This window comes from Rhizobium sp. BK529 (assembly GCF_014194105.1).
Taxonomy (GTDB): Bacteria; Pseudomonadota; Alphaproteobacteria; order Rhizobiales; family Rhizobiaceae; genus Rhizobium.
The window spans coordinates 206652-230357 of sequence record NZ_JACIAU010000005.1; the positions used below are offsets into that span (position 1 = coordinate 206652).

The window sequence follows — 23706 nt, forward strand, 5'->3', positions numbered from 1 at the left end:
ATACAATGTCACGCATTCCTACCCCGGCAACGATCGACGACGCTCCGGAAGCCTCTCGTCCGATCCTCGAGACCATCCAGAAGCAGATCGGCTCCGTCCCCAACATCTTTCGTCTGGTTTCCAACAGCCCCGCAGCGCTGTCGGGCTTGACGTCGCTCCAGGGCGCACTTGGCAAGGGAAAGTTGCCGCCGGCCACCCGCGAACGCATCGCCCTCGCCATGGCTGAAGCAAACGGCTGTGACTATTGCTTGTCCGCCCACACCTTCACCGGCAGGAAGTTCGCCAAGCTCGACGAAAGTGAAATCGTTGCCAACCGAAACGGCACATCCAACGATCCTAAGGCAGCGGCCGCTGTCGAGTTCGCCCGGGCTCTGACGGTCGCTCGCGGGTCCGTCGCGCCAGCCGAAATCGCCAAGGTTCGCGATGCCGGCTACAGCGATGCCGAGATCGTCGAGATCATCGCCCATGTGGCCCTCAACACCTTTACGAACTACGTGAACGAGGCCCTCGACACCGAGATCGACTTCCCCCGCATTGACACTGCTGCCTAAGGCCAAGCCTGGAGGCGGCGCAAGACTTACCGCCTCCCGCCCCGCGGTCAGAAATCATCCCGAGAGGAATTTTACCATGTCCCGTCCACCGCTTCCCCCATTCACCAGAGAGAGCGCGATTGAAAAGGTCCGTCTTGCAGAGGATGGCTGGAACAGCCGCGATCCCGCCAAAGTGGCGCTTGCCTATACGCTCGATACCCGTTGGCGCAATCGCGCCGAGTTCGCGAAGAACCGGGCCGAGGCCGAGGCTTTCCTGACCCGCAAGTGGAATAAGGAGCTCGACTACCGCCTGATCAAGGAACTCTGGGCCTTCACCGGCAATCGTATTGCCGTCCGATACGCCTACGAATATCGCGATGACAGCGGCCAGTGGTTCCGTGCCTATGGCAACGAGAACTGGGAGTTTGCCGAGGATGGCCTTATGCGGGAACGTCATGCAAGCATCAACGAACACCCGATCGCTGAAGTCGATCGCAAGTTTCGTTGGCCGCTGGGCCGCCGCCCGGACGACCATCCTGGCCTGAGTGATTTCGGCTTTTAGACGGCTGAGCCAGGAGATGGAAAAATGGCCGGCTCGTCAATCGGTGCTCGCATAAGGCTTTCAATAGAGCTTGCTCTCACGGGAGCCAACGCGAGCAAATCGCTGCTGGCGAAACAAGAAGAAGCCGGTCGTGCCCTTGGCATGACAGGCGCAGAGATGGATGTTGCCAGGCAAGGTTCCAGCTTCGATTTCGAGACTTCGGTCGCGGTCTCGCTTGCTTTGAATGCCTGTCGGGAGACGCACCAGCGCGCCCTGCGCGCCGGTCTTTCCGAGGAAGCCTGCGCGGAGATAGAATTCATCTCGCAGGCTTGCCGTTCTCAATCGGATGATCCCGTGCCTCTTGAGGCTTCGTTTTTAAGCCCCTAAGGTCTTGGAATTTCGACCGGTTCGGGGGAATGGATGGATCGCTGGCAAGCAATGAGGATCTTTGTAAAGGTCGCCGAAACCGAAAGTTTCGCGGACACCGCACGCCAGATGTTCATGAGCGCACCGGCTGTCACACGTGCCGTTGCCTCGCTCGAAGATCTTATTGGTGCGCGCCTACTCGTGCGAACCACCCGCTCGGTGAAGATGACCGAAGCAGGCGTTCGCTATTTTGAAGATTGTCGCCGGATCCTCGCCGATATCGCAGAAGCAGAGGCGGCTGCCGGCGGTTCCTACGCCACGCCGACAGGGACTCTCTCCATAACCGCGTCCGCGCTGTTCGGCCAGATGTACGTTCTTCCGATCGTGACAAGCTATCTCGACACCTATTCGACCATGAGAGCGAAGACGCTATTCATCGATCGACCGGTCAACATCGTCGAGGAAGGGATCGACGTCGCGGTGCGTATCGGTCATCTTCCGGATTCCAATCTCTCGGCCGTCAAGGTCGGAAGTGTTCGTCGCGTCATGTGCGGTTCTCCGAAGTACTTCGAGCGCTACGGCGTTCCGAACTCGCCAACCGATCTGAAGGACCACCGCATCGCAGCATCGACCGCAGCCTGGGCTTCACCTGAGTGGAAGTTTCGCGACGATCTGCGAGTATCCGTGGATGCAGCTTTACAATGCAACACCAACGAAGCGGCGATACAGTCTGCGCGCGAGGGATGGGGCCTGACCAGGGTTCTCAACTACCAGATTGGCCCAGCGCTCGTTGCTGGAGAGCTACAGATCATCCTCAGTGAATTCGAAGAACCACCTTTACCCATACACATCCTTCATCCGGAGGGTCGGCACGCTCCAGCAAAGGTTCGCACTTTCGTCGATATGGCTGCAGCAAGGCTGCGCGAGAACCGCCTTTTCAATTAGCCCTTCAATATCACCGAGCTAGGCCTAAGCTCGTGGAGCGAACTGCGTCCGCCCGCCGTCTCTTTGCGCGGGATTGCCGTTTGACCAGACAACATCCGTGGCCAAGAAGCGCAATAGTCGTACCGTAAGTCGATCCCTAGCTGCGATCCGTCGGTGGGCGTTAAACAACGCCGATACTACCGTAGCGATTCATCCAAATGGCCGACCGCCTAGCCACACTCATACCATCAGATGTAATAATCCCTTGTCGAATACGAACGTTCTCCTTCCAGGCCGAACGAGCGATGTTGGCTGCGGGCAACAAGCCGCCCACAACCACTCCTGAGGAGAGCTACAATGTCTCGCACTCTTGCCGCCCTGCTTTTCGCATCCGCCAGCATCTTTGTTACAACCCCCGCAAGCATGGTGTTCGCCGAAACGCCGGCGATTTCCCAGCAGGCATCTGCAACGGTTCACTATCGCTCCGTGAAAATCGACGGCGTCAACGTGTTCTATCGCGAAGCCGGTCCGGCCGACGGCGCCGTCGTCGTCCTGCTTCACGGCTTCCCGACATCGTCGCACATGTTCCGCAACCTGATCCCGCTGCTCGCTGACCGCTACCGCGTCATCGCTCCTGACTATCCGGGCTTCGGTCAGAGCGATGCGCCCGATCACACCAAGTTCGAGTATTCCTTCGGCCACTATGCCGATATCATCGATACGCTGCTGACCAAGCTCGGTGCTACCAAATATTCGATGTATCTCATGGATTATGGCGCACCCGTTGGCTACCGGCTGGCGCTCAAGCATCCGGATCGCATCACCGGAATGATCGTCCAGAACGGCAATGCTTATGACGAAGGCATCCGGGATTTCTGGAACCCGATCCGCGCCTACTGGAAATCAGGGGCAACCAAGGACCGGGAAGCGCTCTCGGTGCTCGTTGCACCGGAGACAACCAAGTTTCAATATACCGATGGCGTCAAGGATCTGACGCGCATCAGCCCCGATAACTGGGTCCACGACCAGGCACTGCTCGACCGGCCAGGGAACAAGGATATCCAGCTCGATCTGTTCTACGATTACCGCACCAACCTGCCGCTCTATCCGCAGTTCCAGGCATTCTTCCGCGACCGTAAGCCGCCGACGCTGATCGTCTGGGGCAAGAACGACAAGATCTTCCCGGAAGAGGGCGCGCATCCCTATCTTCGCGATCTTCCCGAAGCAGAGTTCCATCTCCTTGATACAGGCCACTTTGCGCTTGAAGACAAGCTAGACGAGATGGCTCCGCTGATCAGGAGCTTCCTGGATCGCAAGATTGCAAAGTGAAAACGGAGTGAGGCTCCCGCACCGGCTGAGAACAGTTCGGGAAGCCTCCTCCACAAGCCTCTCTTCATGGGCAGCCATTTGTTCTATACGCTTGCCGCATCTCTCCTCCCGCGGCAGGCGTTTTGGTTTGCCTTGAGATGGAAATATTGGTCATCATTACCGTCGGCTCTGGTTTGGCGATCGCAGGGACAGGTCGTCGGTTCAGATCCCATCAAGCGCGCTGGGACCGACTAAAATGCGGGTGGCGCCACCACGATGCGGTGCTTGTTGGGTATACGTCTGCCGCAGGACAGAGCAGGTAGCGGGCGTGAGACAACCAACAGAGTTTTGAAAGTAACTTCTCAAAGTCGACCGTCGTTGTATTCGATCAGATCCCAGAGATTGCCATAAAGGTCCTTGAACACGGCCACGACGCCGTAATCTGCTTGTGCCGGCTCGCGCACAAATTGAACGCCCTTCGCGGTGAATGCGCGATAGTCCCGCCAAAAATCGTCGGTTCTTAGGAACAGGAAGACGCGGCCGCCTGCCTGGTTGCCGAGCCACTGCGTCTGATGAACGTTCGATGCGCGAGCGAGCAAGATCGAGCATCCCTGGGCTCCAGCCGGTCGAACGACCACCCAGCGTTTGTCCTGCGCCGGCTGATACGTGTCTTCGACAAGATCAAAGCCAAGCTTCCCTACGAAGAAGGCGATTGCCTCGTCGTATTCTCGAACGAGTAAAGCGACATGCGTGAGGGACTGGGACATGAGGTTCTGGTAATAAGTGGAAGTGGCACTTCTCCGCCGGCGCTTATCTCCGCTGGGTGTCATCGCATTCCTGCCTCTGCAACGCCTTTCGGAAGGAATACGAGACACACGAGCCCAAGAGTAGCTGACAGGAAGCTCGCCAAGGCGAGCGGCCACCACCCCGAGTTAAGGAAGGGTGCAGCAGCGGCAGTGCCTGCCGCTGTAAATCCCAGGATACTCGCCACGACCAGCGCGGCGCCTCGCGAGTGATCGCCCTTCGACGCGATGATCGCTTGATGGAAGCCGATCGGACCTCGGATGCCGAAGCCAGCATTCGTGATCACCCAGACAGGTATGATGACGCCAAGGCTCCTCCCACCAAATCCGACGTAGGCCAGGATCAGCGCGAAACCCGCGAACAGGCCTGTCGTTCCGATGAAGATCATGCGCTCCACTCCGAACCTGCCGGCCAGCTTACTCGAGAGATTGGAGGCGAGGATGAAGTTCGCAATCCCACAAACCTGCAAGAGAATGAAATCCCCGATGTTGCCGCCCATAACCTCAGTCATGATTACGGGGGCGCCGAAGACGAAGACGAGGATCGCCGCTAGCGAGAAGGCCTGGCTTAAGGCGTGCCGGAGAAAGGCCGCCTCGCGCATGATAGACGCGTAGGTGCGATGGCTCTCTAGGGCTTCTGCCCGATCCGGAAGCAGGTGTCCGTACGCGATGCTGGCGGCGGCACAGAGGGTCGCCAAAATGGCGAGGACGACAAAGGACATCTCCCACCCGCCAGCTTCGAGCAGGAAAACGCCTGCTATGGGGGCGAGCGCCGGAGTGAGGGATTCAATCGAGCCCAGTCGCCCGAACATGCCGGCTGCCTTCTCGCCAGTGAAAAGGCCCTGGATGAAGCCCGGCGCGAAGACTGCCGGACCGGAGCCGAACGCGCCCTGGGCGAACCGAAGCGCAACGAGCCACTCCAAGGACTGCACCATCACCGATGTGATCGACGTGATTGCAAACAGCGCCAGCGACCAGATTAGGAGTTTGCGAGCCGAATACCTTGCGCCGAGTTCGCCAAAGGTCAGCAACCCGACAAGCGTCCCCGCCGCATAGGCGGCAAGCACCATCTGAGCGAGGGCTGGGGTTCCGCCGAGCTCCCGCGGCATTATCGGGACGGCTGGTAGAACGAGGTCGGTCCCGGCGATGCCAAGTATCGTGCCGCAGGCGACGAGAGTGAACATGAAGGCGGGAGATGCAGATCGGGTCATGGCCGCAGATACCATTCGGGCATGATCAAAACCATCACGCCACGTTTATAACGGTCTTCAAATTCGTTGATGGATGCAGACGATAGGGCCCGCCCAGTGCCCCAACGTTCGGATGCCCTGGGCGTCAATCGTCTTAGACGACGTCCTTGGCGCATGACATCCTGGCGTCCTGTCGGCCGTGAACTAGGCCGACAAGACGTTTCTCGGCCAGCAAGGTGCCATCAGGCCTTTGCCGCCACCGGAAGACGAAACGGCGCCCCGAGGCGATTGAACGCGTTCATCGCAGCGATCGTAATCGTCAGATCGACGAGATCCTTCGGTTCGAAAGCGGCGGCAGCGGCGGCATAGGCCTCGTCGGAGGCATGGGTCTGGCTGACATTCGTGACTTCTTCAGCCCAGGCCAGTGCTGCTCGCTCCTGCTCGCCGAACAGGTGAGGCACCTCGTCCCACACCGGAACAAGCGTGATCTTATCGACGGACATCGTCTTGCGCAGATCGCGACCATGCATGTCGATGCAATGGGCGCAGCCGTTGATCTGCGACACGCGCAGGAAGACGAGATGAACCAGCTCTTCAGGCAGGTTCGTCTTCTTGGTGACGTAGTGATGGACGCCGAAGAGCGCCTTGGCACCCTCGGGGGCGACTTCGGACCAGTTCATGCGGGACATATCGTTTTCCTTTCTCGTGGACACGGTTCTCCGTTCGCCGGAGAAACCGTCGTTGCTTGTGCAGTAGGGGAGGGTGTAGGTCTGGTAGGTAGCGCTACGGCTTGCGCGGTGTCGTCAGGGCGGTGTCATCGGTATCGACGACGAAGACGGCGAGCAGTTTCGCCGGCTCGGTCTTGCTGGCGTTAGCGCTGACGTCGTGGCGGTCGCCCGGCAGCTCGGTGAAGTTTTGACCGGCGATGAAGGTCTTCGTCTCGCCACCGTTCACGGCGCTTTGGATGGCGCCTTCGAGAACCGTCGCGTAGATCAGCGCGGACTTCGCATGCGTATGGGCTGAACTATAACCGCCGGGTCCGTACTCCACGAGCACGCCCTTGACGCTCTTGCCGGGAACGTCCGGAAGAGGATGCTCGTAGACCAGAGTCACCTTGGCGTCTTTCGTGTCGTATGCGAGTCCCGGCTTTGCGACGTCGTGAGCGGAAGCCGTGGTCAGCGAGGCAGAGAGTGCCGCGGCGGCATAGAGGATTGTCTTCATAATCGTTCTCCTTGTGCTGTGGGAGCTCACGCCCGAAGCCATTCGGCTAGCGTGATCGCGCCCTTGATGTAGTCTCCGCCGGGAACCAGTGAGCCGGTGACAACGGGGGCGCCGAAGTAGTCGACAGCCGCGTCGGCGTTGACCGGACGAGCGTCGCTCTTGGCATCGAGATAGGTCCGGATGAAGGATTCGAACGGTCCCCGTTCAGGCCCGGCAAGATCAACGGATCCGTTCTTCGGCTCGCTGAGCGCGGCTTCCACCAAAGCAGCGGCGACGTCGTCGGCCGCGATCGACTGGAAGTCGATATCCGGCACTTTCACCGCGCCGTCGGCCGAGTAGGCGTCCACCAGCGTCTCCATGAACTCGTGGAACTGTGTCGCACGCACGATGGTGTAGGCCTGGCCCGATGCTGCGACGGCCTCTTCTTGGGCGAGTTTGCCGGCCATGTATGGGTTAGCGGCGAGGCGTTCCGCGTTGACGATTGAGAGGACGACGTGATGACGCACGCCCGCGGCCCGTTCGGCGCTCGTCAGGTTCCGGCTCGACGTGCCGAAGAAGTCGTTGATGACGGCCTTGTCGAAGGACAGCATGTTCGACACGTCGATGACGGCGTCAGCGCCCACGAGGGCTTCGGCTAGTCCTTCGCCCGTGTAGGCGTTGATGCCGTTGCGGGAGCTTGCGACGACGGCTTCGTGACCGGCGTCCTGCAGCAGTTTCACTGCCTTCGAGCCGATCAGGCCCGTGCCGCCGATAACGACGACCTTCTTCATCTTGGTCATGGTGCTTTCTCCTATGACGAGGCGCGATTGCCCGTCCTGCGTTCGTGGAGTTCGAGGAAGGCGCATCCGCGGGCGGCGATACCGCCGTCGTCGTCTGCACCAAGGTTCGCCAGAAGGTCTGCGACGGACACCTTGGCGAGTTCTGCGCGATAGGCCTTCTCGGCCTTCAGCATCGCGGCGTTAATCTGGCAGGGCTTTGTAAAGTAGCGCTGCGGCAGAGGGTTCGGCCCCCGCTGGCGGATCTCGGCGCACCGGAAGGCGGGCGCCGGACCTTCAACCGCGAGGACGATGTCCAGGAGACTGATGTCCTTCGGCGTCTTGGCCAGACGGTAGCCACCTTTCGGTCCAGGCGTCGTCACGACGATCCCGGCGCCGGAAAGCGCCTGCAGGTGCTTAAGGAGGTAGCTCGTCGAAACGCCGTGGAGTTCGGCCAGTGCTGCTGCAGACAGTACGCCGTCGTCCGAAAGGCCCGCCAGGAAAGCCGTGCAGTGAATGGCTTGCTCCACGCCTTCGCTTAGTTTCATGTTGCATCTCCTAATCGTGGATATAAAATATCTATGATTAGGCTGGTGTCAATCCCCGATCACGTCGTGTGCTCACAATTCATAAAATGAGATCACAAAACGGGTTTTGGGTGCGGGTGCCTCGCCATAGTCAGGATGCTCGTATTTCCCATCTGCTGACGGGATATTCATACTGCGCCAAGAAGGATGAGGCAGGCGCGATGCCTCTGTTGCAAATATTTCAGACGGCAGCGAAGAAGCTTTCTCGGGTGCGATCATACGGGTTTGGCGTCGAAGTTCTGTTCGAGCATTGCCGCCACCTCGGGTAGCGTTTGGATCAGCCCCTAAGGCCCGTTGAACGATTTAAGCCCCTCCACGAATGCGCCGATTATGCCGTAGCAATCGGTACGGAGAACACTGCGAGGCCGCGCGGCCTGCGGGGCGAAGATCGGTAAAAAGGGGCGCAGACGCCCCTTTTTATTTTCGATCGGCCACAAACGGCCGTGGCATGGTTCATCCACGCCGGATTCGGATCAGCCCTTGATAAAAGCCAGCAGATCCTCGTTCAGCACGTCGGCGTTGACGGTAAGCATGCCATGCGAGAAGCCCGGATAGGTCTTGATCTGGCCGTTCGGCAGAAGCTTGATCGACTTCCTGGCAGCATCGGCAATCGGCACGATCTGGTCGTCTTCGCCATGGAGGACGAGTGTCGGGACGGTGATCGCCTTCAGGTCCTCAGTCTGGTCCGTTTCGGAGAAGGCCTTGATGCCGTCATAATGAGCCTTCGCGCCGCCCATCATGCCCTGACGCCACCAGTTCTGGATCACGCCTTCCTGAACCTTGGCGCCGTCACGGTTAAAACCGTAGAATGGGCCGGCCGGAACATCGCGGAAGAACTGCGCACGGTTGGCGGCAAGCGCTGAACGGAAGCCGTCGAAGACTTCGATCGGCAGGCCTTCAGGATTGGCGGCGGTCTTGACCATCAGCGGTGGGACCGCGGAGACGAGGACAGCCTTGGCAACAAGGCCGGCCTTCTGGCCGAACTTTGCGACATAGCGGGCAACTTCACCGCCGCCGGTGGATGGCCGATATGGATGGCATTCTTCAGGTCGAGTGCCTGGACGACGGCGAAAGCGTCGGCTGCGTAGTGATCCATGTCGTGACCATCGGCGACCTGGGCAGATCGGCCGTGGCCGCGCCGGTCGTGAGCGACGACGCGATACCCCTTGGAGAGGAAGAACAGCATCTGCGCGTCCCAGTCATCCGACGACAGCGGCCAGCCGTGGTGGAAGACGATCGGCTGTGCGTCCTTGCGCCCCCAGTCCTTGTAGAAGATTTCAGTGCCGTCCTTGGTTGTTACAAAGCCCATGTCGATATCTCCTTGCGATGAATTGTTAGTCGAAGAGTTGTGTGAGAAGGCGAGCGCCGGGATGCTCACGCCGGCAAGCGCGATGCTTCCGATCAGTACGCTGCGCCTCGACACGAAAAACCGATCTTTATCGGATGCCATTGCTTTCTCCTGTCGCGCTGTGTTTACGAATTCCGTATTTGACAAAGAGAAAGTATCGCCATCTTCTGGCAGAAACACGTGGCGGAAATGACTTTATCCGAGGCAAAAGTGGCAAAATGCGAAAAGCCTGATTTCATAGAAGTGGGGTTGCTGATCTACCCGGATTGTCAGTTGGCCGCTGTCTATGGACTGACCGACCTGTTTCGCGTCGCGAGCGACTGGTCGACGGATCTACAAGTGCCGACAAGCCTTCGCACCATCCGCGTCAGCTACTGGAAGATGGAGGACGGTGATGTGTCCTGTACATGGGACTCACGCTCGGGAATTCCGCATTCGCTGAGCTACGTTATTGCGCCACCGAGCATCATCATGCCGGAGAAAATGCAGAGCATGAGTCCCGCCTCGCGATGGCTCGCTTCCCAGCATGCGCGTGGGGTCACCGTCTGTTCAATCTGTGCGGGAGCGTTCGTTCTAGCCGAAACCGGGCTCATCGACGGTCGGCGCGCCACGACCCACTGGGCTTTTGCCGAAAGGCTTGCCGAGCAGTTTCCCAATATCAACGTCTCACCGGACAATATGATCATCGATGATGGTGATGTAATCACCGCCGGCGGTATTCTCGCCTGGGCGGATCTCGGCCTGCTGCTTGTCGAGAAGCTGCTCGGACAGGCCGTGATGCTGGAGACGGCACGCTTTCTCGTCGTAGATCCACCGCGTCGCAGTCAGAGCCAGTACAAGGCTTTTCTTCCGCGCTTCGATCACGGCGATATGGAGGTCCTGCAGGTCCAGCATCAGTTTCATGCAACACCGGAGCTACAGAAATCGATTGGCGAGTTGGCGGAGAGCGTGCATCTTTCAGAGAGGACGCTCCAGCGACGATTCTACCGTGCGACGCGGCTTAAGCTAACCGAATATCTGCAGAATGTGCGCATCATGAAGGCGCGGCAATTGCTTGAGACGACAAACGCTTCGGTCGAGAGCATCGCATATACAGTCGGTTATGCAGATCCAGCCGCATTTCGGAAGATATTTGGCCGGCTGACGGGCGCCAAGCCAAACGTCTACCGCGGCGATGCGCGATTCTAATCATCGGCAAATTGATGCCTTTCCAGGTGATCGACGGGCCGCCAGTTTCTTATTGGCAGCTCGCGCCGTGCGCGGGCACCGGCGCGAATGGACCAGGACGGAGCGCGGCGCGTAGAAGCCGAAATCGTTGAGCGACGAATAAGAAACGGGAGTTAAGTGTCTTCTGAGGCCGCCAGTCTTAAGACAAGCGCGATCGAATGTAACGGTCGAGGGTTCGGCTCTCATCAAGGCGAAGACGCTGATCGGCCATGGCGTCCGCAGCACCGGCGGCTTGCGCCCGACAACGGGTAACCCGGCGTTTAACGCGCTTTCCCTTATGCTCCCAAACCAGCTCATGCCTTTCGCACTCGCAGTTGAGCCAGGGCCAAGAGAGCCAGTGCGGTACAAGTCACTCAAGCTCGTGTGGCCGGCGGACCTGCAGTCAGCAGCTGTCCCTTCATTGCCAAACGAATTGTTGCCATCGCAATGATCAGCACGACTAGATTGGCAGAGATAAAGAGCACAGGTGCGATAACGATGGTAGCGCCGTGATCGCCTTTGACAGCCAGCAGCATGCTGGCGGCGGCCAGCGCCGTCGACCCAAAGGTGAAGGCCCAGAACGATGGTGAGAAACCTTCTTCCATAATCCACGGTAGCATCCGCACGAGTAAGATCGCCTGCAGCATCGCATAGCCGAGCAACGCGTGCGCGAAGATGTCTGGAAGACCGCCGCCGACGGAAAGGTAGGCAACAGCGCCAACGGCTGGAGGTGCTAGTTGGATCCCCAGTGTGGCACGAACACTGGCTGGCATCATCGGTCCAGAATAAAGGCGATGGAGTAGGACCGATTCGATTGCGAGCCACGAAAACAAGGCGGCGCCGAAGGCTAGCTGACCCCAATCTGGTGCACCAAACAGGGCTGCCGTGGTTCCGGTCACGAAACCTCCTGCGACCGCCGGCAGGTAGAGCACTGGCGTTGTTGCTCCGATATCCCGCTCGCCTCTTAACAAGAGCCCGGTGCGCCAGATAGCGAACGCTAACGTATAGGTCGCACCTAAAGCAAATAGCCCGGTGGCGAATGCTCTTGAATAAGGTAGCATCCCTTGCGCGACGAGCATGGTGGCAACCCCGCCAAGACCTATGAAACAGCATTGGACTGGATGCGCCGCCTCAGCTTTGGCCATGGCCGGTCGAAGAACCCATTTTGCCATATAGAGGATGGAGACCAATAGCCAGGTGGCGGCTGCTGCGAACGTTAAGAGCTCGCCGATCAACTCCGGCAGACCCCACAGGTTGTGCGCAAGCCGCCATGTATTGGCAAGGCCTGCTAATCCGAGAACCATGCCAAAGAAAGATGCAGGGATTAGCGGCAATTTGCTAAGCTCCATCACGATTTTACCCTCTTCTACGCTTTGGGGACATCAGCTTGGTTACATGCATCTGCCCAGCATATCGACTTAATCTCTAGCCTCCCGTGAGGCTGCGAGCGCTAAGGATCCGTGTATGTTTGCAGGTGCGTTCAGTTGCTGAGCGATCTGGGTCATTTCGGCGCGACGCTTGCCCTAGCCACCAAAACCACACGCTCACGACGTAGACTAGTCCAGTGGCAAAAGCAGGTGTGACGTCGTCTTCGTGTTGGACTGCCTGACGCGGATACTGATTGTCGCCAATATCCGCTCGAGTTTTGTGCTAAGTCAGGTGGAATATACAAGACGCTACCGACATGACATCTGCGGTAGCGCCGGTGTCTAACCTGTCATGCGGATGGAGGCGGATCAATTGTTGTAGCTTTCCAGATCTTGTCGAGAGCCAAGGCTACCAGTTCCATCACTGCGGCAGCCGCACCGATCATCCAGACATCACCCAATGCGATGATCCCCGCGCCGATTGCGCTACCGATGGAAAAGCCGAGATACATGGTGGACGTGTTGAGGGAGAGCGCGACCGAGGCTTGGCCCTGGCCGCCCGCAACGATCAGACGGGCCATCTGGGCGGGAAAGAAGGACCAGACGCTGAAGCCCCATCCGGCGACGGCGAGAAGTGCCAGAGAGACGGCAGCCTCCGGCAATGCTGTGGCTACCGCCAAAGCTGCGAAAGAGAGGGCGAGCACGACAAGCGAGATGCTCGCGACCTTGAGCGATCCGAAGCGATCGTTCAATGCGCCGCCGGTGAAAACGCCGAGTGCCGCGAATATGCCCCAGAGCGTGACGGTTGCCGCAATGCCCCTGTCGGCGAAGCCCAGCGTCTGGGAGAGATAGGGGGCGATATAGGGATAGGCCGTGTAGGCGCCCATCGACCAGAACAGTGTCACCGAGAGGAGTTTCAGAACGGGAGCCTGGCGGATGACGCCGATACGGTCAGCAATGCTTACGATGGCCATATGCGCACCGGCATTGCGTCCAACGCCTGTCAGGATGCCGATGATCGCAATGGCTCCCATGGCGGCAACCATAAGAAATGTCGAGCGCCAGCCGAATGCATGGCCAATGATCGAACCGAGTGGCAGGCCGAGCGCAATCGCAATGGTCATGCCGCCGCTGACGATGGCAAGCGCACGCCCCCGTTTTTCTGTCGGTACAATCATGCCGGCAAGAGCATTGGCGTTCGGCGCATAGAGACCGGCGGCGACAGCCATCAGGATACGGGCACACATCAGCGTGCCGAACCCGGGCGCGAAGGCCGCAATCAGATTGCCGACTGTGAATATCGTCATGGCAAGCAGCAACGTGTCCCGCCGGCGCAGCCCGCCGGTAATGACCGTTGCGATAGGAGAGCTGAGCGCTAGCACGAGGGTAAAGACAACGACAAGCATGGCCGTCGCGGAAAGGCTCATGCCCAGATCGGCAGCGATGGTCGGCAACAAGGGAGCTATCATAAAACCCTCGGTACCGATTGCGAAAGTACCGAGTGCCAGGACCCATGCCGGCAGCATGGATGGCTCGGGCTGCCCCGAATGCTCGCCCTTCAAGGGAATGGCGGATTTCAGATCATGTTTCTGCAGCAAGGTAACCTCCTGCCGAATGCCCGGCTGCCCGTTCGGCAACCGGGTGGCGGCCTGTCTCTGTCAAACGGGGATCGGGTTGGCAGCGAGAGCCTCGTTGAAGGCGTTGAAGAGCGCGTGCTCCCCGCTGCCCGGATTGTCGCGGATGGCCTTGATTTCCTCGACATAGATTTCTTCGGATTCCGTGCCGAGGCCCTTCATGGTCTTCTCGATGAAAATGTCGAGCGGCATGGCGCGAGGATCGCCGCTCTTCTTGACGAGGTCGGTATCGACCCACGGCGGCGCGATTTCCTGGACGCTGACATTGGTGCCGCGCAGCTGGAAGCGTTGCGATAGCGCATAAGAATGCAACGCTGCCTTTGTGGCGGAATAGACTGCGGTGGAAGCGAGCGGCAGATAGGCCAGAACCGACGTGTTATGGATGATCGTGGCCTTCGACTGAGCCTTGAGATGGTCGATAAGAGCCGAAGTCAGGCGGATCGGACCAAGCAGGTTCGTGTCGATAATCCGACGTGACTGAGCGTCATCAATCTTTGCGCCCGCGTCATCAAAGGGCATGATGCCGGCATTGTTGACGAGGACATTGAGCCTCGGGTAGTCGCGGATCAGCAGCGTTGCGACGCGATCGATATCGGCCGGATCGGCAATGTCGAGCTCTATGCCTTCCATGCCCGGATTGGCTGCGGTCACCTCATCGAGCAACGCCTTGCGGCGGCCGGCGATGATGACCTTGTTGCCAAGGCGATGGAAGGATTCCGCCAATGCGCGGCCGATGCCGGATGTGCCGCCAGTGATGAAGATCGTGTTGTTTTCGAGTTGCATGGGTCTCTCCTTTGAACCGAGCGGCTGAAGGCCGCGCTTCGATGGAGAGATCTTGCATCAAGTCATCTATGTCTGAAATGACGCATAAACGTCAATTCAGGACATTACGCTGATCGACTGCTCGGCGTCTCCATGGCAATCGTCTCGCGCGGATCCATCCCGCGTGGTTTGCCATAGAGACTGATATTGGCGTCACCCCAATATTTAAGGGCGAGCAGGATCGGTTCCATGCTGCGGCCGAGCTCTGACAGCTTGTACTCTACCTTTGGCGGCACCTGAGCATAGACTTTGCGTTCGATCAGGCCGTCGTCCTCAAGCTCGCGCAACTGGTTCGTTAACATGCGGGGGGTCACGTTGACGATGTGTTTGCGCAGTTCGTTGAACCGCAGTGTCCCTGAAAGCAGGTGAAAGAGCACGACCGATTTCCATTTTCCGTCAATGAGGCCAACGGCAGCCTCAACCGAGCAACCGGGAGAACAATCGAAGCGCGAATGGCGAACTTTGGCCATAACAGTATCCTTTTTGATACTACGTGTGTGATTTGTGCGTATTGCGTGCTTTCGATAATAGCCCATTTTAGCTCCATATCAATCGACACGGCAGTCGATCATCAAAGGAGCACATCATGAAGGCCATCGGTTATAAGGCACCGGGAGCTATCGAGCGCGAAGACGCATTGCAGGACATCGAGCTTCCCCGGCCGGTTCCGGCAAACCGGGACCTTCTCGTTGAGGTGAAGGCCATTTCGGTCAATCCGGTCGATACCAAGATCCGCAAGGGCGCAAGTCCGGAAGCTGGACAGTGGAAGGTGCTTGGCTGGGATGCTGCCGGCACTGTCGTGGAGACCGGACCCGCAGCGAAGGATTTCAAGATCGGCGACGAGGTATTCTATGCCGGCTCTTTGATCCGCCCCGGAGCCAACAGCCAGTTTCACCTGGTCGATGAACGAATTGTCGGGTTAAAGCCGAAATCGGTTTCCGATGCTCAGGCCGCGGCCCTGCCGTTGACGGCCATCACGGCCTGGGAAATGCTGTTCGACCGGCTGGATATCCGCAAAAGCGTGCCGGGTGCGGCAAACGCCATCGTGATCATTGGTGGTGCTGGCGGGGTGGGCTCGATCGCCATTCAGCTCGTGCGGGCGCTGACCGATGTCACCGTCATTGCCACAGCCTCGCGGCCTGAAACGCAGGACTGGGTGAAGACGCTTGGCGCCCATCATGTGATCGATCATTCCAAGCCGATCGCCGAGCAGGTGGCAGCTCTGGGCATTGGCGCCCCGGCCTTTGTATTCTCGACAACCGAAACCCATCGCCATCTCAAAGAAATCATCGAGCTCATCGCGCCGCAGGGCCGGTTCGGGCTGATCGATGATCCGGAAAGCCTCGACGTGCTTGGCTTCAAGCGCAAGGCTGTTTCCACTCATTGGGAGCTGATGTTCACACGCTCGATCTTCGAGACCGCCGATATGGCCGAACAGGGCAAGCTGCTGAACGAGGTGTCTCGTCTGATCGATGCTGGCAGTATCCGCACGACCGTGACCGAAGTCTTGTCGCCCATCAATGCCGCAAATCTGCGCAAGGCGCATGCCGCCATCGAAAGTGGGCGAACAAAGGGCAAGGTGGTGCTCGAAGGGTTTTCCGACTGAGGCAGCCGGATCTTGAGGCGGTGATCGCTCACAGTCGTTCACCGCCTGAGCTACTTGCAGTGACTTTCAACGAAAAAGGATGACCGTCATGAGTGCTCAGCCCTCTGACCAAATTGAACTTATTGCGCTTTTGCGCGCGAAGCCGGACAAACGCGTAGCCTTGTTCAGTGCACTGGCTGCCATCGTGCCTGACGTCCGCAAGGAAGATGGATGCCTACGATACGATCTTCACGTCGATCGCGACAATCCGGAAATGGCGGTCATGATCGAGAGCTGGCGGGATGAGGCCGCTCTCGCTGCCCACGCCGCCGGCGCGCCGTTTCAATCACTGGCCTTGCGTCTGGATGAGCTGCTTGCCGAACCTCTGCGTTTGCAACGCCTCCAGCATCTAGCCTGACAGCGCAAATTCACACCTGAAGGGAAAGGAAAAGGTTTATGACTTTGCTCAAAGATCAACGCGTCCTGGTGATCGGCGGCAGCTCCGGTATCGGACTTGCGGTCGCCGAAGCCGCAGTCGCCGCAGGCGCGCATGTCACCATTGCCTCTCGCTCACAAGATAAACTGCTCGCCGCCATTGAGAAGCTGGGACCTGGGACCGATAGCGCGGTATTGGATACCACGGATGAGCCGTCGCTTCAGAGCTTCTTCGTGTCACGGAAGGCTTTCGACCACGTCGTGGTCTCAGCGGCACAGACGCCGACTGGTCCACTGCGCAAGCTAGCTCTTGCCGATGCCCAGGCGGCAATGGAGAGCAAGTTCTGGGGCGCCTATCGGGTTGCGCGTGCGGCCCGCATCGCGGAGCGGGGCTCGCTGACATTGATCTCCGGCTATCTGAGCGAACGGCCATCCGCGTCCTCGGTTCTGCAAGGAGCGATCAATGCAGCGCTTGAAGGTCTGGCGCGTGGTCTTGCGCTCGAATTTTCGCCGGTGCGTGTCAACACCGTGTCACCCGGACTGATCGATACGCCGCTGTGGTCGAAGATGGCCGACGATGCCAAGGCGGCGATGTTCTCTCGCGTGTCGGAAAACCTGCCGGCAAAGACCATCGGCAAGCCTGAGCACATCGCCAAAGCGGTGCTGTTCCTCATGACCACGCCATTCGCCACCGGGTCGAACGTGCGGGTTGATGGCGGCGGTGCGATCGCCTGAGCGTGGTCGGATACTTTGTAGAGGCGAAGCAAAGATAGGGAAGATCACCATGTCTGATCAAAGCACTGCAACATCCGCCCGTTTCGACATCCTGGCGATCATGAATGAGTTTCCGCAAACAGCGGAGACGTTGCTGGTGGATACGTATCTGCGCGATACGCCTGCGGCAAGCTCAAGGGTGTTTCGCGTCTACAAGGGGACGCCGCCGCATTACCACCGCGGCAGCGATGAGTATCTTTATGTCCTCTCCGGGCGGGGCACCTTCTGGATGGAAGACCCTGCAACGGCGGCCGAGTTCGAGCCCGGACAACTCCTGTTCTTCGAACGGGGCACCGTTCATGCTCTGCCCACCATCCTTGAGGAACCGGTTGTCTTCCTTTCGGTCGATACGCCACGGCGCGACCCAACAGACATTGTCTTCGTGAACAGTGCAGACGGATCGCCCGAAACCTTTATCGCCTCAAAGCACGGTTGAGCGAGGATTTCCGCTCGTAAGCCAATCAAGGAAACGTAACCCGTGGTACGAACCTGGTTTATTACCGGCGTCAGCAGCGGCTTTGGTCGCGAGATGACCGAGCCGCCAGCCGCTCGGGGATCCGATCAAAGTAGTTCAGGCCATGATTGTCTCGGTTGATCAATCGCCGGCGCCCCGTCGGCTGGTGCTCGCAGTGATGCCTATGGCGCGATCACATGGGCGCTCAACGAACGGCTGGCCGAGGTGGAGCTGCAGAGGATAGCGCCGCCGCCACGGACATCGTTTAACCGAGAGGAGGGAGGGGAATGCCGGTGCCGACCATTCCCCTCCATGATGCTTATCAAGCCGTCTGGCTATGCGCGGAGTATCTGCCTGCCGGTCGGGCACTGGACAGATGCGGAAGCATGGCTGCCCTGGCGGCCTCCCAGTCATCCCATTCGGCTGGATCCATGAGGGAAGGAATGGTAGCGAACTCGCCGCGGTCAAGGCCGACGAGCGCAGCATCGACGAGATCCTCAGCCGACATGACCCATTCGGTCGGCAGGTTGCTCGCGGGAAGCCCGGCAATGTCCCAGAACTCTGTTCCCGTTGCCCCGGGGAGCACGACTTGAACATTGACCCCTGTCTCATGCAGCTCCTTGCGCAGAGATTGGCTGAAGGCCAGCACGAAGGATTTGGTGCCGCCGTAGACACCGTTGAGGATCTCCGGTCCAATGGCGACAATGGAGGAGATATTGATAATGGTGCCCTTGCCGCGCTGCCTGAAGAGCGGAACGATGGCGTAGGTGAGACGCATCGGTGCCGTGACATTGATTGCAACCATGGCCTGCATTTCCGTGACTGCGGCAGTCTCCAAAGGTGCGGCACTACCGAAGCCTGCATTGTTGACGAGATGCGTAATGGTTTCGTCCTGTGCAATAACCGTTTCCACCGCAGCCAGGCCGTCTTCCGTGCCAAGATCCGCGGCAAGTGTCCTGATCGACACGCCGTAACGCTCCGTCAATGCGGCGGCGACATCCTTCAAGCGGGCGAGATTGCGCGCCACCAGAATGAGATCATGGCCGCGCCGGGCAAAGCGGTCGGCATAGACGGCGCCGATCCCGGATGATGCACCTGTTATCAGAACGGTGCCGTGTGTGTTGCTCATTTTTCGCTCCTTTGATGATGGATTGGAACGTCCAATCCATGTTTCGATGGAGGGACATTAGCCGTAGACAGTTATGGCTGAAATGACATAGAAACAGCAAAACAGGACAGGGGAAGTAACATGCGCCACATTGGCTTCATTATGGAGAATGGGTTCCAGGTGATGGGTATGGCCGCATTAAGCGCCTTTGAATTCGCCAACGAGACCCTCGGCAGCGAGGTATACCGGCTGACCGTCATGTCTGAGAACGGTGGTTCAATTCGGTCGTCGCTTGGCATCGGCATCGAAACACAGCCGCTCATGGATTTCCCGGATACGTTGATGGTCGTCGGCGAATTGCTTCCTAAGCCTGTCTCTCCGGTTTTGAGGGATTACATCGCCCGCGCGGGGCGTGAGAGCCGGAGGGTGGCCGGCGTCTGCACCGGCGCATTTTTGCTGGCCGAGGCTGGTCTTCTGGATGGAAAAAGCGCCACCACCCACTGGGCTCACGCGCGCAGCCTGCAGGAACGGTTTCCCAATGTCCATGTCGATGACGACCGCATCTTCATCCAGGACGGCTCGATCTGGACGTCGGCGGGCATGAGTTCCGCTATCGATCTGACGCTGGCACTGATAGAGGACGATCATGGTGCCGAGCTTTCGCGATCCATTGCGCGCAAGCTGGTGGTGTACCACCGGCGGCCAGGAGGGCAGTCGCAGTTTTCGGCGCTCCTGGAGCTGGAGCCGCGCTCGGACCGGGTGCGGCGTGCGCTTGTCTATGCCAAGGAACATCTTCGAAATCCGCTAACGGTGGAGGAACTGGCGGAAGCCGCAAGCCTCAGCCCGCGCCAGTTTAGTCGCCTGTTTCGCGAGGAGACGGGGCAGTCGCCTGCTAAGGCCGTGGAGCGCCTGCGGCTCGAGGCGGCAAAAGTGATGCTCGAAGACGGTCGTCATCCCCTCGACATCGTTGCCCGCGATACCGGCTTTGCTGACCGCGACCGGATGCGTCGAGCATTCTTACGCTTTTTCGGCCAGCCGCCGCAGGGCCTGCGCCGCAGCCTGAAGCTGATAGAGGGCGTCGAAGACCCTGATCTGGTGCATTGACGCCCGCGTCCTGAATTGACGGTTCTATGTCATTCAAGACGAGGCCGACCAGATCTATTTTCTTTCATCAGGAGACCTCACAGCGGGTGATGAAAGGAAAACCTCATGTTCTCTTCCAGATACAATGATGGAATCGAGACCAGCCATGGCCGGCTCGCCATCCGCCTCGACGGACCGCAAGGAGGCATCCCGCTCCTTCTCCTGCAGCGCTTTCGAGGCACCATGGATGATTGGGATCCGGCTTTCATTGCAGCGATTGCCAAGGATCGCCGCATCATTCGCTTCGACAGCGCCGGCGTTGGACGATCGAACGGCACCGTGCCGGCGACCATCGGCGGGATGGCAGCCATCGCTGCCGACGTCGTGGCAGTGCTCGGGTTGTCTCAGGTTGATGTCCTCGGCTGGTCGTTGGGTGGAGCGGTTGGCCTGGAGTTTGCACTGAACTTCCCACATCTGGTCCGCCGGCTGATCGTCGCGGGCTCAAGTCCCGGACCCGTTGCAGAAGGTCCGCAGCAACATCCACGCGTGCCGCACGTCATGACGAAGAGCGAGAATGACGAGGACGACTTTCTTTTCCTGTTCTATCCATCAAGCGAATGCGCCACCGCCGCAGGCCGCTCCTCTCTCGCCCGTATCCGGTTACAGCCCGATTGTGGACCGGCAACGTCACCGCTAGCACTGATGATGCAGGTGAAGGCGATCTCTTCCTGGCCCGGCATATTGCACCGGGCGAGCGAACTCAGGCTGCCCATACTGGTCACCAATGGCGCGCATGACGTGATGATCCCGGCCTTTCGCTCTTACGTGCTGTCGCAGCAAGCACCCGATGCCAAGCTCATACTCTATCCGGATTCGGGTCATGCATTCCTGTTCCAGGAAATTGAAAGCTTCTCGCGCGACGTCGAGCAGTTCCTGGAAGGCTGAATTAGAAAACTCGTCACAAACCGACCAATCCACGATCCCACCAAGGAGAATGATCATGTCTGCCATTACCACTCTTTCCGATGAAGACGTCACGCCGCATGTTGCCGAAGTCTTTGCCGGCGCGAAGGCCTCCATGGGCAAGGTGCCAAATCTATTCCGCGTTCTCGCGCATGCTCCGGCCGCGCTGGATGTGTACACCGGCAGCAAGCGCCTTCTGCATGATGGTGTGCTGAGCCCGCAGGCTCAGGAGCAGATCGCCATCGCTATTGCGGCTGCCAATGGCTGCGACTACTGCCTTGCCGCCCACACCGGTGCGGCACGTGCAGTCGGTGTTTCCGCAGAGGACCGCGCCTCAGCACAGAGTGGCCACACCTCGGACGCGAAAATCCAAGTCGTCCTCGACCTGGCACTTGCCATCAACGCGACACATGGACAGGCTTCGGCGCCAGCTCTTGAAACGGCGCGCTCCTATGGATTGTCGGATGCTGAGATCCTGGAAACTGTAGCGCATGTCGCAATCAATATCCTGACCAATAGCGTCAACAACATCGTCGGAACGACGCTTGATTTCCCGAAGGTCGAACGCGTCTAGATCCTAGCGCGACACGATTAATAAGGCGAATGGCGGCCGAAGTGGTGCGGCCGCCAACTGTCGTCTTTCGCTCTCTAACAGGGTCGGCAGTCCTGCTCCCATCAACTGCCACACCGTAGGCCCCAGTTGCTGTGGTCAAGCCCGCGTTTCAAGAACAAGAAAGCTCCAACGGATGTCGGGGCGACCGAGCATATCGTCTCTTTCCATAACATTGATCGCGTGGAGGTCGTGAGATGCAGCAAGCTTGATCGTTTCCTCGGCCGAAACATCAAACATCCTCCGCCCCGCGGGAACGGGGCCGTGGCGTAAGGACATGCTGATCCTACCATCGGCATGGAGCAGCCCCGCCACAGATCTCATAGCCAAGCGCCGCTCCTCAGCGTCCAGATGCATCCAAACCGCCGTCAGCAGGATGAGGTTGAAGCGGCTTTGAGCCGCATGTAGCTGCCGCAGATCAGGAAGGTGGTCGGCACCCATTCGATCGGCTGTCCGGCATGTAGGCGCATTCCTTCGTGTCGAAGCTCATCAGTTGGCTCTACCGCGACGACTTCATGACCAAGCGCAGCGAGTGCTGCGGCGTCCCGTCCTGTGCCAGCGCCAATGTCGAGGACACGCGCTGACTGTCGCGGGAAGAGGTGGATCACGTCACGGTGCACTTCATCGAAGGTGATACTCTCATATTGATGTGCCAACGCCTTTGCATCCCTGCCGTACCCCAGCGTTCCTTTTATCATGCCCTTACCTCAAGGTCCGGTGAACCACTGAAAGTATCGTCCGCTCTCTCCTGCGCTTCATTTTCTCTCAGGATCAAATCAAGTTCCTCAATCTGCTTCTGGCTGAAGACAGCGATGCCTGCTTGCTTCAGAAAGCTCGCGGTCACGCCATTGCCGGAGATGGTGTTGCCTTGGAAGGAACCGTCATAAACAAAGGAACTCCCACAGGAAGGACTGCCATCGGTAAGGACGGCGTATTTGCATCCATGTGACAGAGCCAGTTCAAGAGCGGCGGCCGCGCCGTCGATGTAGAGACTGGTCACGTCCCTCCCGGTTTGTTCGAGTACAGATCCTTTGCCTCGCAGCACATCTTCGCCGGATCCTGTCGTCAACTCAGCAGACGGTCGCGGTGTTGGGAAGCCAACCGTGAGCTCGGGACATATAGACACGATGCGGCCCTCGCTCTGCCACCGGTCCAGTACCGGATGCTCGGCAAGCTTGTAGCTTCCGTCGTAGCGGACGTTCCGGCCCAGCAGGCACGACGAGACGAGAACTTTTCGGATCATCGAGGCGTCCGGTGACGGAGTGCAGAGGGTCCTTTGCCTTGCGTTCCAAATGGGTTCAGAGGCTTCTGTAGCAGTTGTGGCTTGCCCGTTGCTACCTCGACGAAACCCGCGGCGGTGTAAAATCGATAAGCTGTTCTGGTGCTACTGACGCGGAGCGCGCTTATTGTAGTCCTCCTCGCAGCGTTCTCCATCTCGCAGAGCATCATCTTGCTAACACCGCGGAAGCGAAAGTCTGGGTGGACGTAGTTCAGCAGGATCTCGCCGGCGGAGCTCATCAAGCAGACGCCAGCAAGCAGGTCGCGGTCCTCGACGATGTAGAAGAAGGGCTGTGTCTCCAGCCAGCTCATCCACGATCTAGATGTCTTGTTCGCCGTCCAGGCGTCTATAGCTGACGCGTCGCCTCCATGATCCATGCTGCATAGATCCGTGATCGAGCGGCGAAGGAGGGTGGCACCTTCCTCGGCGTCCAATGCCGTAGCGGGTCTTATCCTCATGCGCGATCCTCCAGCACGTCGTGGCGATCGCACCGGCTAGTGGGCGACGAGACCACCAGGAACACAACGTCGTTCTCACTATTGTTGCGCACCTGATGCGGCTTGCGCGCTGCGACCTCAACCCCTTTATGCGACAGGAGCTCGTAAGTCTGCCCGTCCACTTCCAGCGAGAGCGCGCCGGAAAGAACGTAGAAGAACTGTCGCGCGTGGACGTGATAGTGCCGAGTCTCGGCAGTGCCTGGCGGCATCCGCTCCTCAACGACGAGGAGATCCTCTCCTTGAACGAGCGGCCAGCCGTCGCACCTGTCTCCCCAGGTATAGTGGGGTGCAGTCTCTCTCCCTATAATCATGCTTC

Annotated in this window: 28 protein-coding genes and 1 pseudogene; 13 read left to right on the plus strand and 16 right to left on the minus strand. The window is 59.0% G+C overall.

What is annotated here, in order from left to right; translation table 11 throughout:
• Nucleotides 1-5 precede the first annotated feature (5 nt).
• The 5 genes from FHX08_RS26235 (at nt 6) to FHX08_RS26255 (ending at nt 3690) form a co-directional block, all read left to right on the plus strand.
• A complete protein-coding gene (locus tag FHX08_RS26235) occupies nt 6-551 on the plus strand; it encodes a carboxymuconolactone decarboxylase family protein (RefSeq protein ID WP_132657475.1) in 546 nt (181 codons plus the stop codon).
• Between the two features lie 76 nt (nt 552-627).
• Nucleotides 628-1092, plus strand: coding sequence for a DUF1348 family protein (locus tag FHX08_RS26240; protein WP_117195546.1), 465 nt, complete (start codon nt 628-630; stop codon nt 1090-1092).
• 24 nt (nt 1093-1116) lie between these two features.
• Nucleotides 1117-1458 (plus strand): hypothetical protein, encoded by a 342-nt coding sequence (locus FHX08_RS26245; RefSeq protein ID WP_117195545.1) that lies wholly within the window; start codon nt 1117-1119, stop codon nt 1456-1458.
• 33 nt (nt 1459-1491) lie between these two features.
• On the plus strand, nt 1492-2382 hold the full coding sequence (locus FHX08_RS26250) for a LysR family transcriptional regulator (protein WP_132657473.1): 891 nt from the start codon (nt 1492-1494) through the stop codon (nt 2380-2382).
• Between the two features lie 336 nt (nt 2383-2718).
• Nucleotides 2719-3690: an alpha/beta fold hydrolase gene (locus tag FHX08_RS26255; protein WP_117195543.1), complete on the plus strand. Its 972-nt coding sequence runs from the start codon at nt 2719-2721 to the stop codon at nt 3688-3690.
• A gap of 341 nt (nt 3691-4031) precedes the next feature.
• On the opposite strand, the gene FHX08_RS26260 is transcribed toward FHX08_RS26255, so the two are convergent.
• The 7 genes and pseudogenes from FHX08_RS26260 to FHX08_RS26290 all read right to left on the minus strand — a co-directional run bounded on the left by FHX08_RS26260 (nt 4032) and on the right by FHX08_RS26290 (nt 9534).
• Nucleotides 4032-4436, minus strand: coding sequence for a VOC family protein (locus tag FHX08_RS26260; RefSeq protein WP_117195542.1), 405 nt, complete (start codon nt 4434-4436; stop codon nt 4032-4034).
• 59 nt (nt 4437-4495) lie between these two features.
• Complete coding sequence (locus tag FHX08_RS26265) at nt 4496-5698, minus strand: MFS transporter (RefSeq protein ID WP_165911964.1); 1203 nt, start codon at nt 5696-5698, stop codon at nt 4496-4498.
• 206 nt (nt 5699-5904) lie between these two features.
• Nucleotides 5905-6351, minus strand: coding sequence for a carboxymuconolactone decarboxylase family protein (locus FHX08_RS26270; RefSeq protein WP_132657470.1), 447 nt, complete (start codon nt 6349-6351; stop codon nt 5905-5907).
• A 94-nt stretch (nt 6352-6445) separates the two neighbouring features.
• Entirely contained in the window at nt 6446-6883 is a 438-nt protein-coding gene (locus FHX08_RS26275) for a cupin domain-containing protein (RefSeq protein WP_112435184.1), read from the minus strand.
• 26 nt (nt 6884-6909) lie between these two features.
• Nucleotides 6910-7662 carry an SDR family oxidoreductase gene (locus FHX08_RS26280; protein WP_117195539.1) on the minus strand — a complete coding sequence of 251 codons (753 nt, stop codon included), beginning with the start codon at nt 7660-7662 and terminating at the stop codon, nt 6910-6912.
• Nucleotides 7663-7673: 11 nt separating this feature from the next.
• A complete protein-coding gene (locus FHX08_RS26285; protein ID WP_112435186.1) occupies nt 7674-8186 on the minus strand; it encodes an RrF2 family transcriptional regulator in 513 nt (170 codons plus the stop codon).
• A 512-nt stretch (nt 8187-8698) separates the two neighbouring features.
• Nucleotides 8699-9534, minus strand: a pseudogene (locus FHX08_RS26290) (alpha/beta fold hydrolase).
• Between the two features lie 228 nt (nt 9535-9762).
• Here FHX08_RS26290 and FHX08_RS26295 point away from each other — a divergent pair.
• Entirely contained in the window at nt 9763-10761 is a 999-nt protein-coding gene (locus tag FHX08_RS26295) for a GlxA family transcriptional regulator (RefSeq protein ID WP_132657468.1), read from the plus strand.
• Nucleotides 10762-11153: 392 nt separating this feature from the next.
• Here FHX08_RS26295 and tehA read toward each other — a convergent pair whose 3' ends face one another.
• The 4 genes from tehA to FHX08_RS26315 all read right to left on the minus strand — a co-directional run bounded on the left by tehA (nt 11154) and on the right by FHX08_RS26315 (nt 15072).
• Complete coding sequence (tehA, locus tag FHX08_RS26300; RefSeq protein ID WP_132657570.1) at nt 11154-12128, minus strand: dicarboxylate transporter/tellurite-resistance protein TehA; 975 nt, start codon at nt 12126-12128, stop codon at nt 11154-11156.
• Nucleotides 12129-12496: 368 nt separating this feature from the next.
• Complete coding sequence (locus FHX08_RS26305; RefSeq protein WP_210288399.1) at nt 12497-13744, minus strand: MFS transporter; 1248 nt, start codon at nt 13742-13744, stop codon at nt 12497-12499.
• Between the two features lie 60 nt (nt 13745-13804).
• Complete coding sequence (locus FHX08_RS26310) at nt 13805-14563, minus strand: SDR family oxidoreductase (RefSeq protein ID WP_132657466.1); 759 nt, start codon at nt 14561-14563, stop codon at nt 13805-13807.
• Nucleotides 14564-14667: 104 nt separating this feature from the next.
• Complete coding sequence (locus FHX08_RS26315; RefSeq protein WP_132657465.1) at nt 14668-15072, minus strand: helix-turn-helix domain-containing protein; 405 nt, start codon at nt 15070-15072, stop codon at nt 14668-14670.
• A gap of 116 nt (nt 15073-15188) precedes the next feature.
• Here FHX08_RS26315 and FHX08_RS26320 point away from each other — a divergent pair, with 116 nt between their 5' ends.
• From FHX08_RS26320 to FHX08_RS26335, 4 genes are all read left to right on the plus strand, one after another.
• Entirely contained in the window at nt 15189-16208 is a 1020-nt protein-coding gene (locus FHX08_RS26320) for a zinc-binding alcohol dehydrogenase family protein (protein WP_132657463.1), read from the plus strand.
• Between the two features lie 88 nt (nt 16209-16296).
• Nucleotides 16297-16605 (plus strand): putative quinol monooxygenase, encoded by a 309-nt coding sequence (locus FHX08_RS26325; RefSeq protein ID WP_132657461.1) that lies wholly within the window; start codon nt 16297-16299, stop codon nt 16603-16605.
• A 38-nt stretch (nt 16606-16643) separates the two neighbouring features.
• Nucleotides 16644-17357 (plus strand): SDR family oxidoreductase, encoded by a 714-nt coding sequence (locus tag FHX08_RS26330; protein WP_132657459.1) that lies wholly within the window; start codon nt 16644-16646, stop codon nt 17355-17357.
• A gap of 49 nt (nt 17358-17406) precedes the next feature.
• Nucleotides 17407-17832, plus strand: a complete 426-nt coding sequence (locus FHX08_RS26335) for a cupin domain-containing protein (protein ID WP_132657457.1) — start codon at nt 17407-17409, stop codon at nt 17830-17832.
• A 340-nt stretch (nt 17833-18172) separates the two neighbouring features.
• Here FHX08_RS26335 and FHX08_RS26340 read toward each other — a convergent pair whose 3' ends face one another.
• Nucleotides 18173-18979, minus strand: coding sequence for an SDR family NAD(P)-dependent oxidoreductase (locus tag FHX08_RS26340; RefSeq protein ID WP_132657455.1), 807 nt, complete (start codon nt 18977-18979; stop codon nt 18173-18175).
• A gap of 120 nt (nt 18980-19099) precedes the next feature.
• On the opposite strand from FHX08_RS26340, the gene FHX08_RS26345 reads away from it, so the two are divergent.
• The 3 genes from FHX08_RS26345 (at nt 19100) to FHX08_RS26355 (ending at nt 21578) form a co-directional block, all read left to right on the plus strand.
• Nucleotides 19100-20062, plus strand: coding sequence for a GlxA family transcriptional regulator (locus tag FHX08_RS26345; RefSeq protein WP_132657453.1), 963 nt, complete (start codon nt 19100-19102; stop codon nt 20060-20062).
• Nucleotides 20063-20167: 105 nt separating this feature from the next.
• Nucleotides 20168-20986, plus strand: coding sequence for an alpha/beta fold hydrolase (locus FHX08_RS26350; RefSeq protein ID WP_132657452.1), 819 nt, complete (start codon nt 20168-20170; stop codon nt 20984-20986).
• Nucleotides 20987-21041: 55 nt separating this feature from the next.
• Entirely contained in the window at nt 21042-21578 is a 537-nt protein-coding gene (locus FHX08_RS26355) for a carboxymuconolactone decarboxylase family protein (protein WP_132657450.1), read from the plus strand.
• A 404-nt stretch (nt 21579-21982) separates the two neighbouring features.
• On the opposite strand, the gene FHX08_RS31285 is transcribed toward FHX08_RS26355, so the two are convergent.
• The 4 genes from FHX08_RS31285 to FHX08_RS26375 are packed head-to-tail and all read right to left on the minus strand — an operon-like array spanning nt 21983 to nt 23701.
• Nucleotides 21983-22312 (minus strand): bifunctional 2-polyprenyl-6-hydroxyphenol methylase/3-demethylubiquinol 3-O-methyltransferase UbiG, encoded by a 330-nt coding sequence (locus tag FHX08_RS31285; protein WP_207896898.1) that lies wholly within the window; start codon nt 22310-22312, stop codon nt 21983-21985.
• Nucleotides 22309-22857 (minus strand): DUF523 domain-containing protein, encoded by a 549-nt coding sequence (locus FHX08_RS26365; RefSeq protein ID WP_132657448.1) that lies wholly within the window; start codon nt 22855-22857, stop codon nt 22309-22311. Before FHX08_RS26365 ends, FHX08_RS31285 begins: the two co-directional genes overlap by 4 nt.
• A complete protein-coding gene (locus tag FHX08_RS26370; protein WP_132657446.1) occupies nt 22854-23351 on the minus strand; it encodes a GNAT family N-acetyltransferase in 498 nt (165 codons plus the stop codon). Before FHX08_RS26370 ends, FHX08_RS26365 begins: the two co-directional genes overlap by 4 nt.
• Nucleotides 23348-23701, minus strand: a complete 354-nt coding sequence (locus tag FHX08_RS26375; RefSeq protein ID WP_132657444.1) for a cupin domain-containing protein — start codon at nt 23699-23701, stop codon at nt 23348-23350. The genes FHX08_RS26370 and FHX08_RS26375 overlap by 4 nt, the downstream gene beginning before the upstream one ends.
• Nucleotides 23702-23706 lie beyond the last annotated feature (5 nt).

What these genes read in the sequence shown, in the direction of transcription:
- FHX08_RS26355 (WP_132657450.1), top strand. Translation starts at nt 21,042, where the DNA reads ATGTCTGCCATTACCACTCTTTCCGATGAAGACGTCACGCCGCATGTT.
- FHX08_RS26235 (WP_132657475.1), top strand. Translation starts at nt 6, where the DNA reads ATGTCACGCATTCCTACCCCGGCAACGATCGACGACGCTCCGGAAGCC.
- FHX08_RS26255 (WP_117195543.1), top strand. Translation starts at nt 2,719, where the DNA reads ATGTCTCGCACTCTTGCCGCCCTGCTTTTCGCATCCGCCAGCATCTTT.
- FHX08_RS26375 (WP_132657444.1), bottom strand. Translation starts at nt 23,701, where the DNA reads ATGATTATAGGGAGAGAGACTGCACCCCACTATACCTGGGGAGACAGG.
- FHX08_RS26240 (WP_117195546.1), top strand. Translation starts at nt 628, where the DNA reads ATGTCCCGTCCACCGCTTCCCCCATTCACCAGAGAGAGCGCGATTGAA.
- FHX08_RS26330 (WP_132657459.1), top strand. Translation starts at nt 16,644, where the DNA reads ATGACTTTGCTCAAAGATCAACGCGTCCTGGTGATCGGCGGCAGCTCC.
- FHX08_RS26295 (WP_132657468.1), top strand. Translation starts at nt 9,763, where the DNA reads ATGACTTTATCCGAGGCAAAAGTGGCAAAATGCGAAAAGCCTGATTTC.
- FHX08_RS26320 (WP_132657463.1), top strand. Translation starts at nt 15,189, where the DNA reads ATGAAGGCCATCGGTTATAAGGCACCGGGAGCTATCGAGCGCGAAGAC.
- FHX08_RS26370 (WP_132657446.1), bottom strand. Translation starts at nt 23,351, where the DNA reads ATGAGGATAAGACCCGCTACGGCATTGGACGCCGAGGAAGGTGCCACC.
- FHX08_RS26260 (WP_117195542.1), bottom strand. Translation starts at nt 4,436, where the DNA reads ATGTCCCAGTCCCTCACGCATGTCGCTTTACTCGTTCGAGAATACGAC.
- FHX08_RS26310 (WP_132657466.1), bottom strand. Translation starts at nt 14,563, where the DNA reads ATGCAACTCGAAAACAACACGATCTTCATCACTGGCGGCACATCCGGC.
- FHX08_RS26325 (WP_132657461.1), top strand. Translation starts at nt 16,297, where the DNA reads ATGAGTGCTCAGCCCTCTGACCAAATTGAACTTATTGCGCTTTTGCGC.
- FHX08_RS26265 (WP_165911964.1), bottom strand. Translation starts at nt 5,698, where the DNA reads ATGGTATCTGCGGCCATGACCCGATCTGCATCTCCCGCCTTCATGTTC.
- FHX08_RS31285 (WP_207896898.1), bottom strand. Translation starts at nt 22,312, where the DNA reads ATGATAAAAGGAACGCTGGGGTACGGCAGGGATGCAAAGGCGTTGGCA.
- FHX08_RS26270 (WP_132657470.1), bottom strand. Translation starts at nt 6,351, where the DNA reads ATGTCCCGCATGAACTGGTCCGAAGTCGCCCCCGAGGGTGCCAAGGCG.
- FHX08_RS26275 (WP_112435184.1), bottom strand. Translation starts at nt 6,883, where the DNA reads ATGAAGACAATCCTCTATGCCGCCGCGGCACTCTCTGCCTCGCTGACC.
- FHX08_RS26250 (WP_132657473.1), top strand. Translation starts at nt 1,492, where the DNA reads ATGGATCGCTGGCAAGCAATGAGGATCTTTGTAAAGGTCGCCGAAACC.
- FHX08_RS26335 (WP_132657457.1), top strand. Translation starts at nt 17,407, where the DNA reads ATGTCTGATCAAAGCACTGCAACATCCGCCCGTTTCGACATCCTGGCG.
- FHX08_RS26340 (WP_132657455.1), bottom strand. Translation starts at nt 18,979, where the DNA reads ATGAGCAACACACACGGCACCGTTCTGATAACAGGTGCATCATCCGGG.
- FHX08_RS26280 (WP_117195539.1), bottom strand. Translation starts at nt 7,662, where the DNA reads ATGACCAAGATGAAGAAGGTCGTCGTTATCGGCGGCACGGGCCTGATC.
- FHX08_RS26315 (WP_132657465.1), bottom strand. Translation starts at nt 15,072, where the DNA reads ATGGCCAAAGTTCGCCATTCGCGCTTCGATTGTTCTCCCGGTTGCTCG.
- FHX08_RS26365 (WP_132657448.1), bottom strand. Translation starts at nt 22,857, where the DNA reads ATGATCCGAAAAGTTCTCGTCTCGTCGTGCCTGCTGGGCCGGAACGTC.
- FHX08_RS26245 (WP_117195545.1), top strand. Translation starts at nt 1,117, where the DNA reads ATGGCCGGCTCGTCAATCGGTGCTCGCATAAGGCTTTCAATAGAGCTT.
- tehA (WP_132657570.1), bottom strand. Translation starts at nt 12,128, where the DNA reads ATGGAGCTTAGCAAATTGCCGCTAATCCCTGCATCTTTCTTTGGCATG.
- FHX08_RS26285 (WP_112435186.1), bottom strand. Translation starts at nt 8,186, where the DNA reads ATGAAACTAAGCGAAGGCGTGGAGCAAGCCATTCACTGCACGGCTTTC.
- FHX08_RS26345 (WP_132657453.1), top strand. Translation starts at nt 19,100, where the DNA reads ATGCGCCACATTGGCTTCATTATGGAGAATGGGTTCCAGGTGATGGGT.
- FHX08_RS26350 (WP_132657452.1), top strand. Translation starts at nt 20,168, where the DNA reads ATGTTCTCTTCCAGATACAATGATGGAATCGAGACCAGCCATGGCCGG.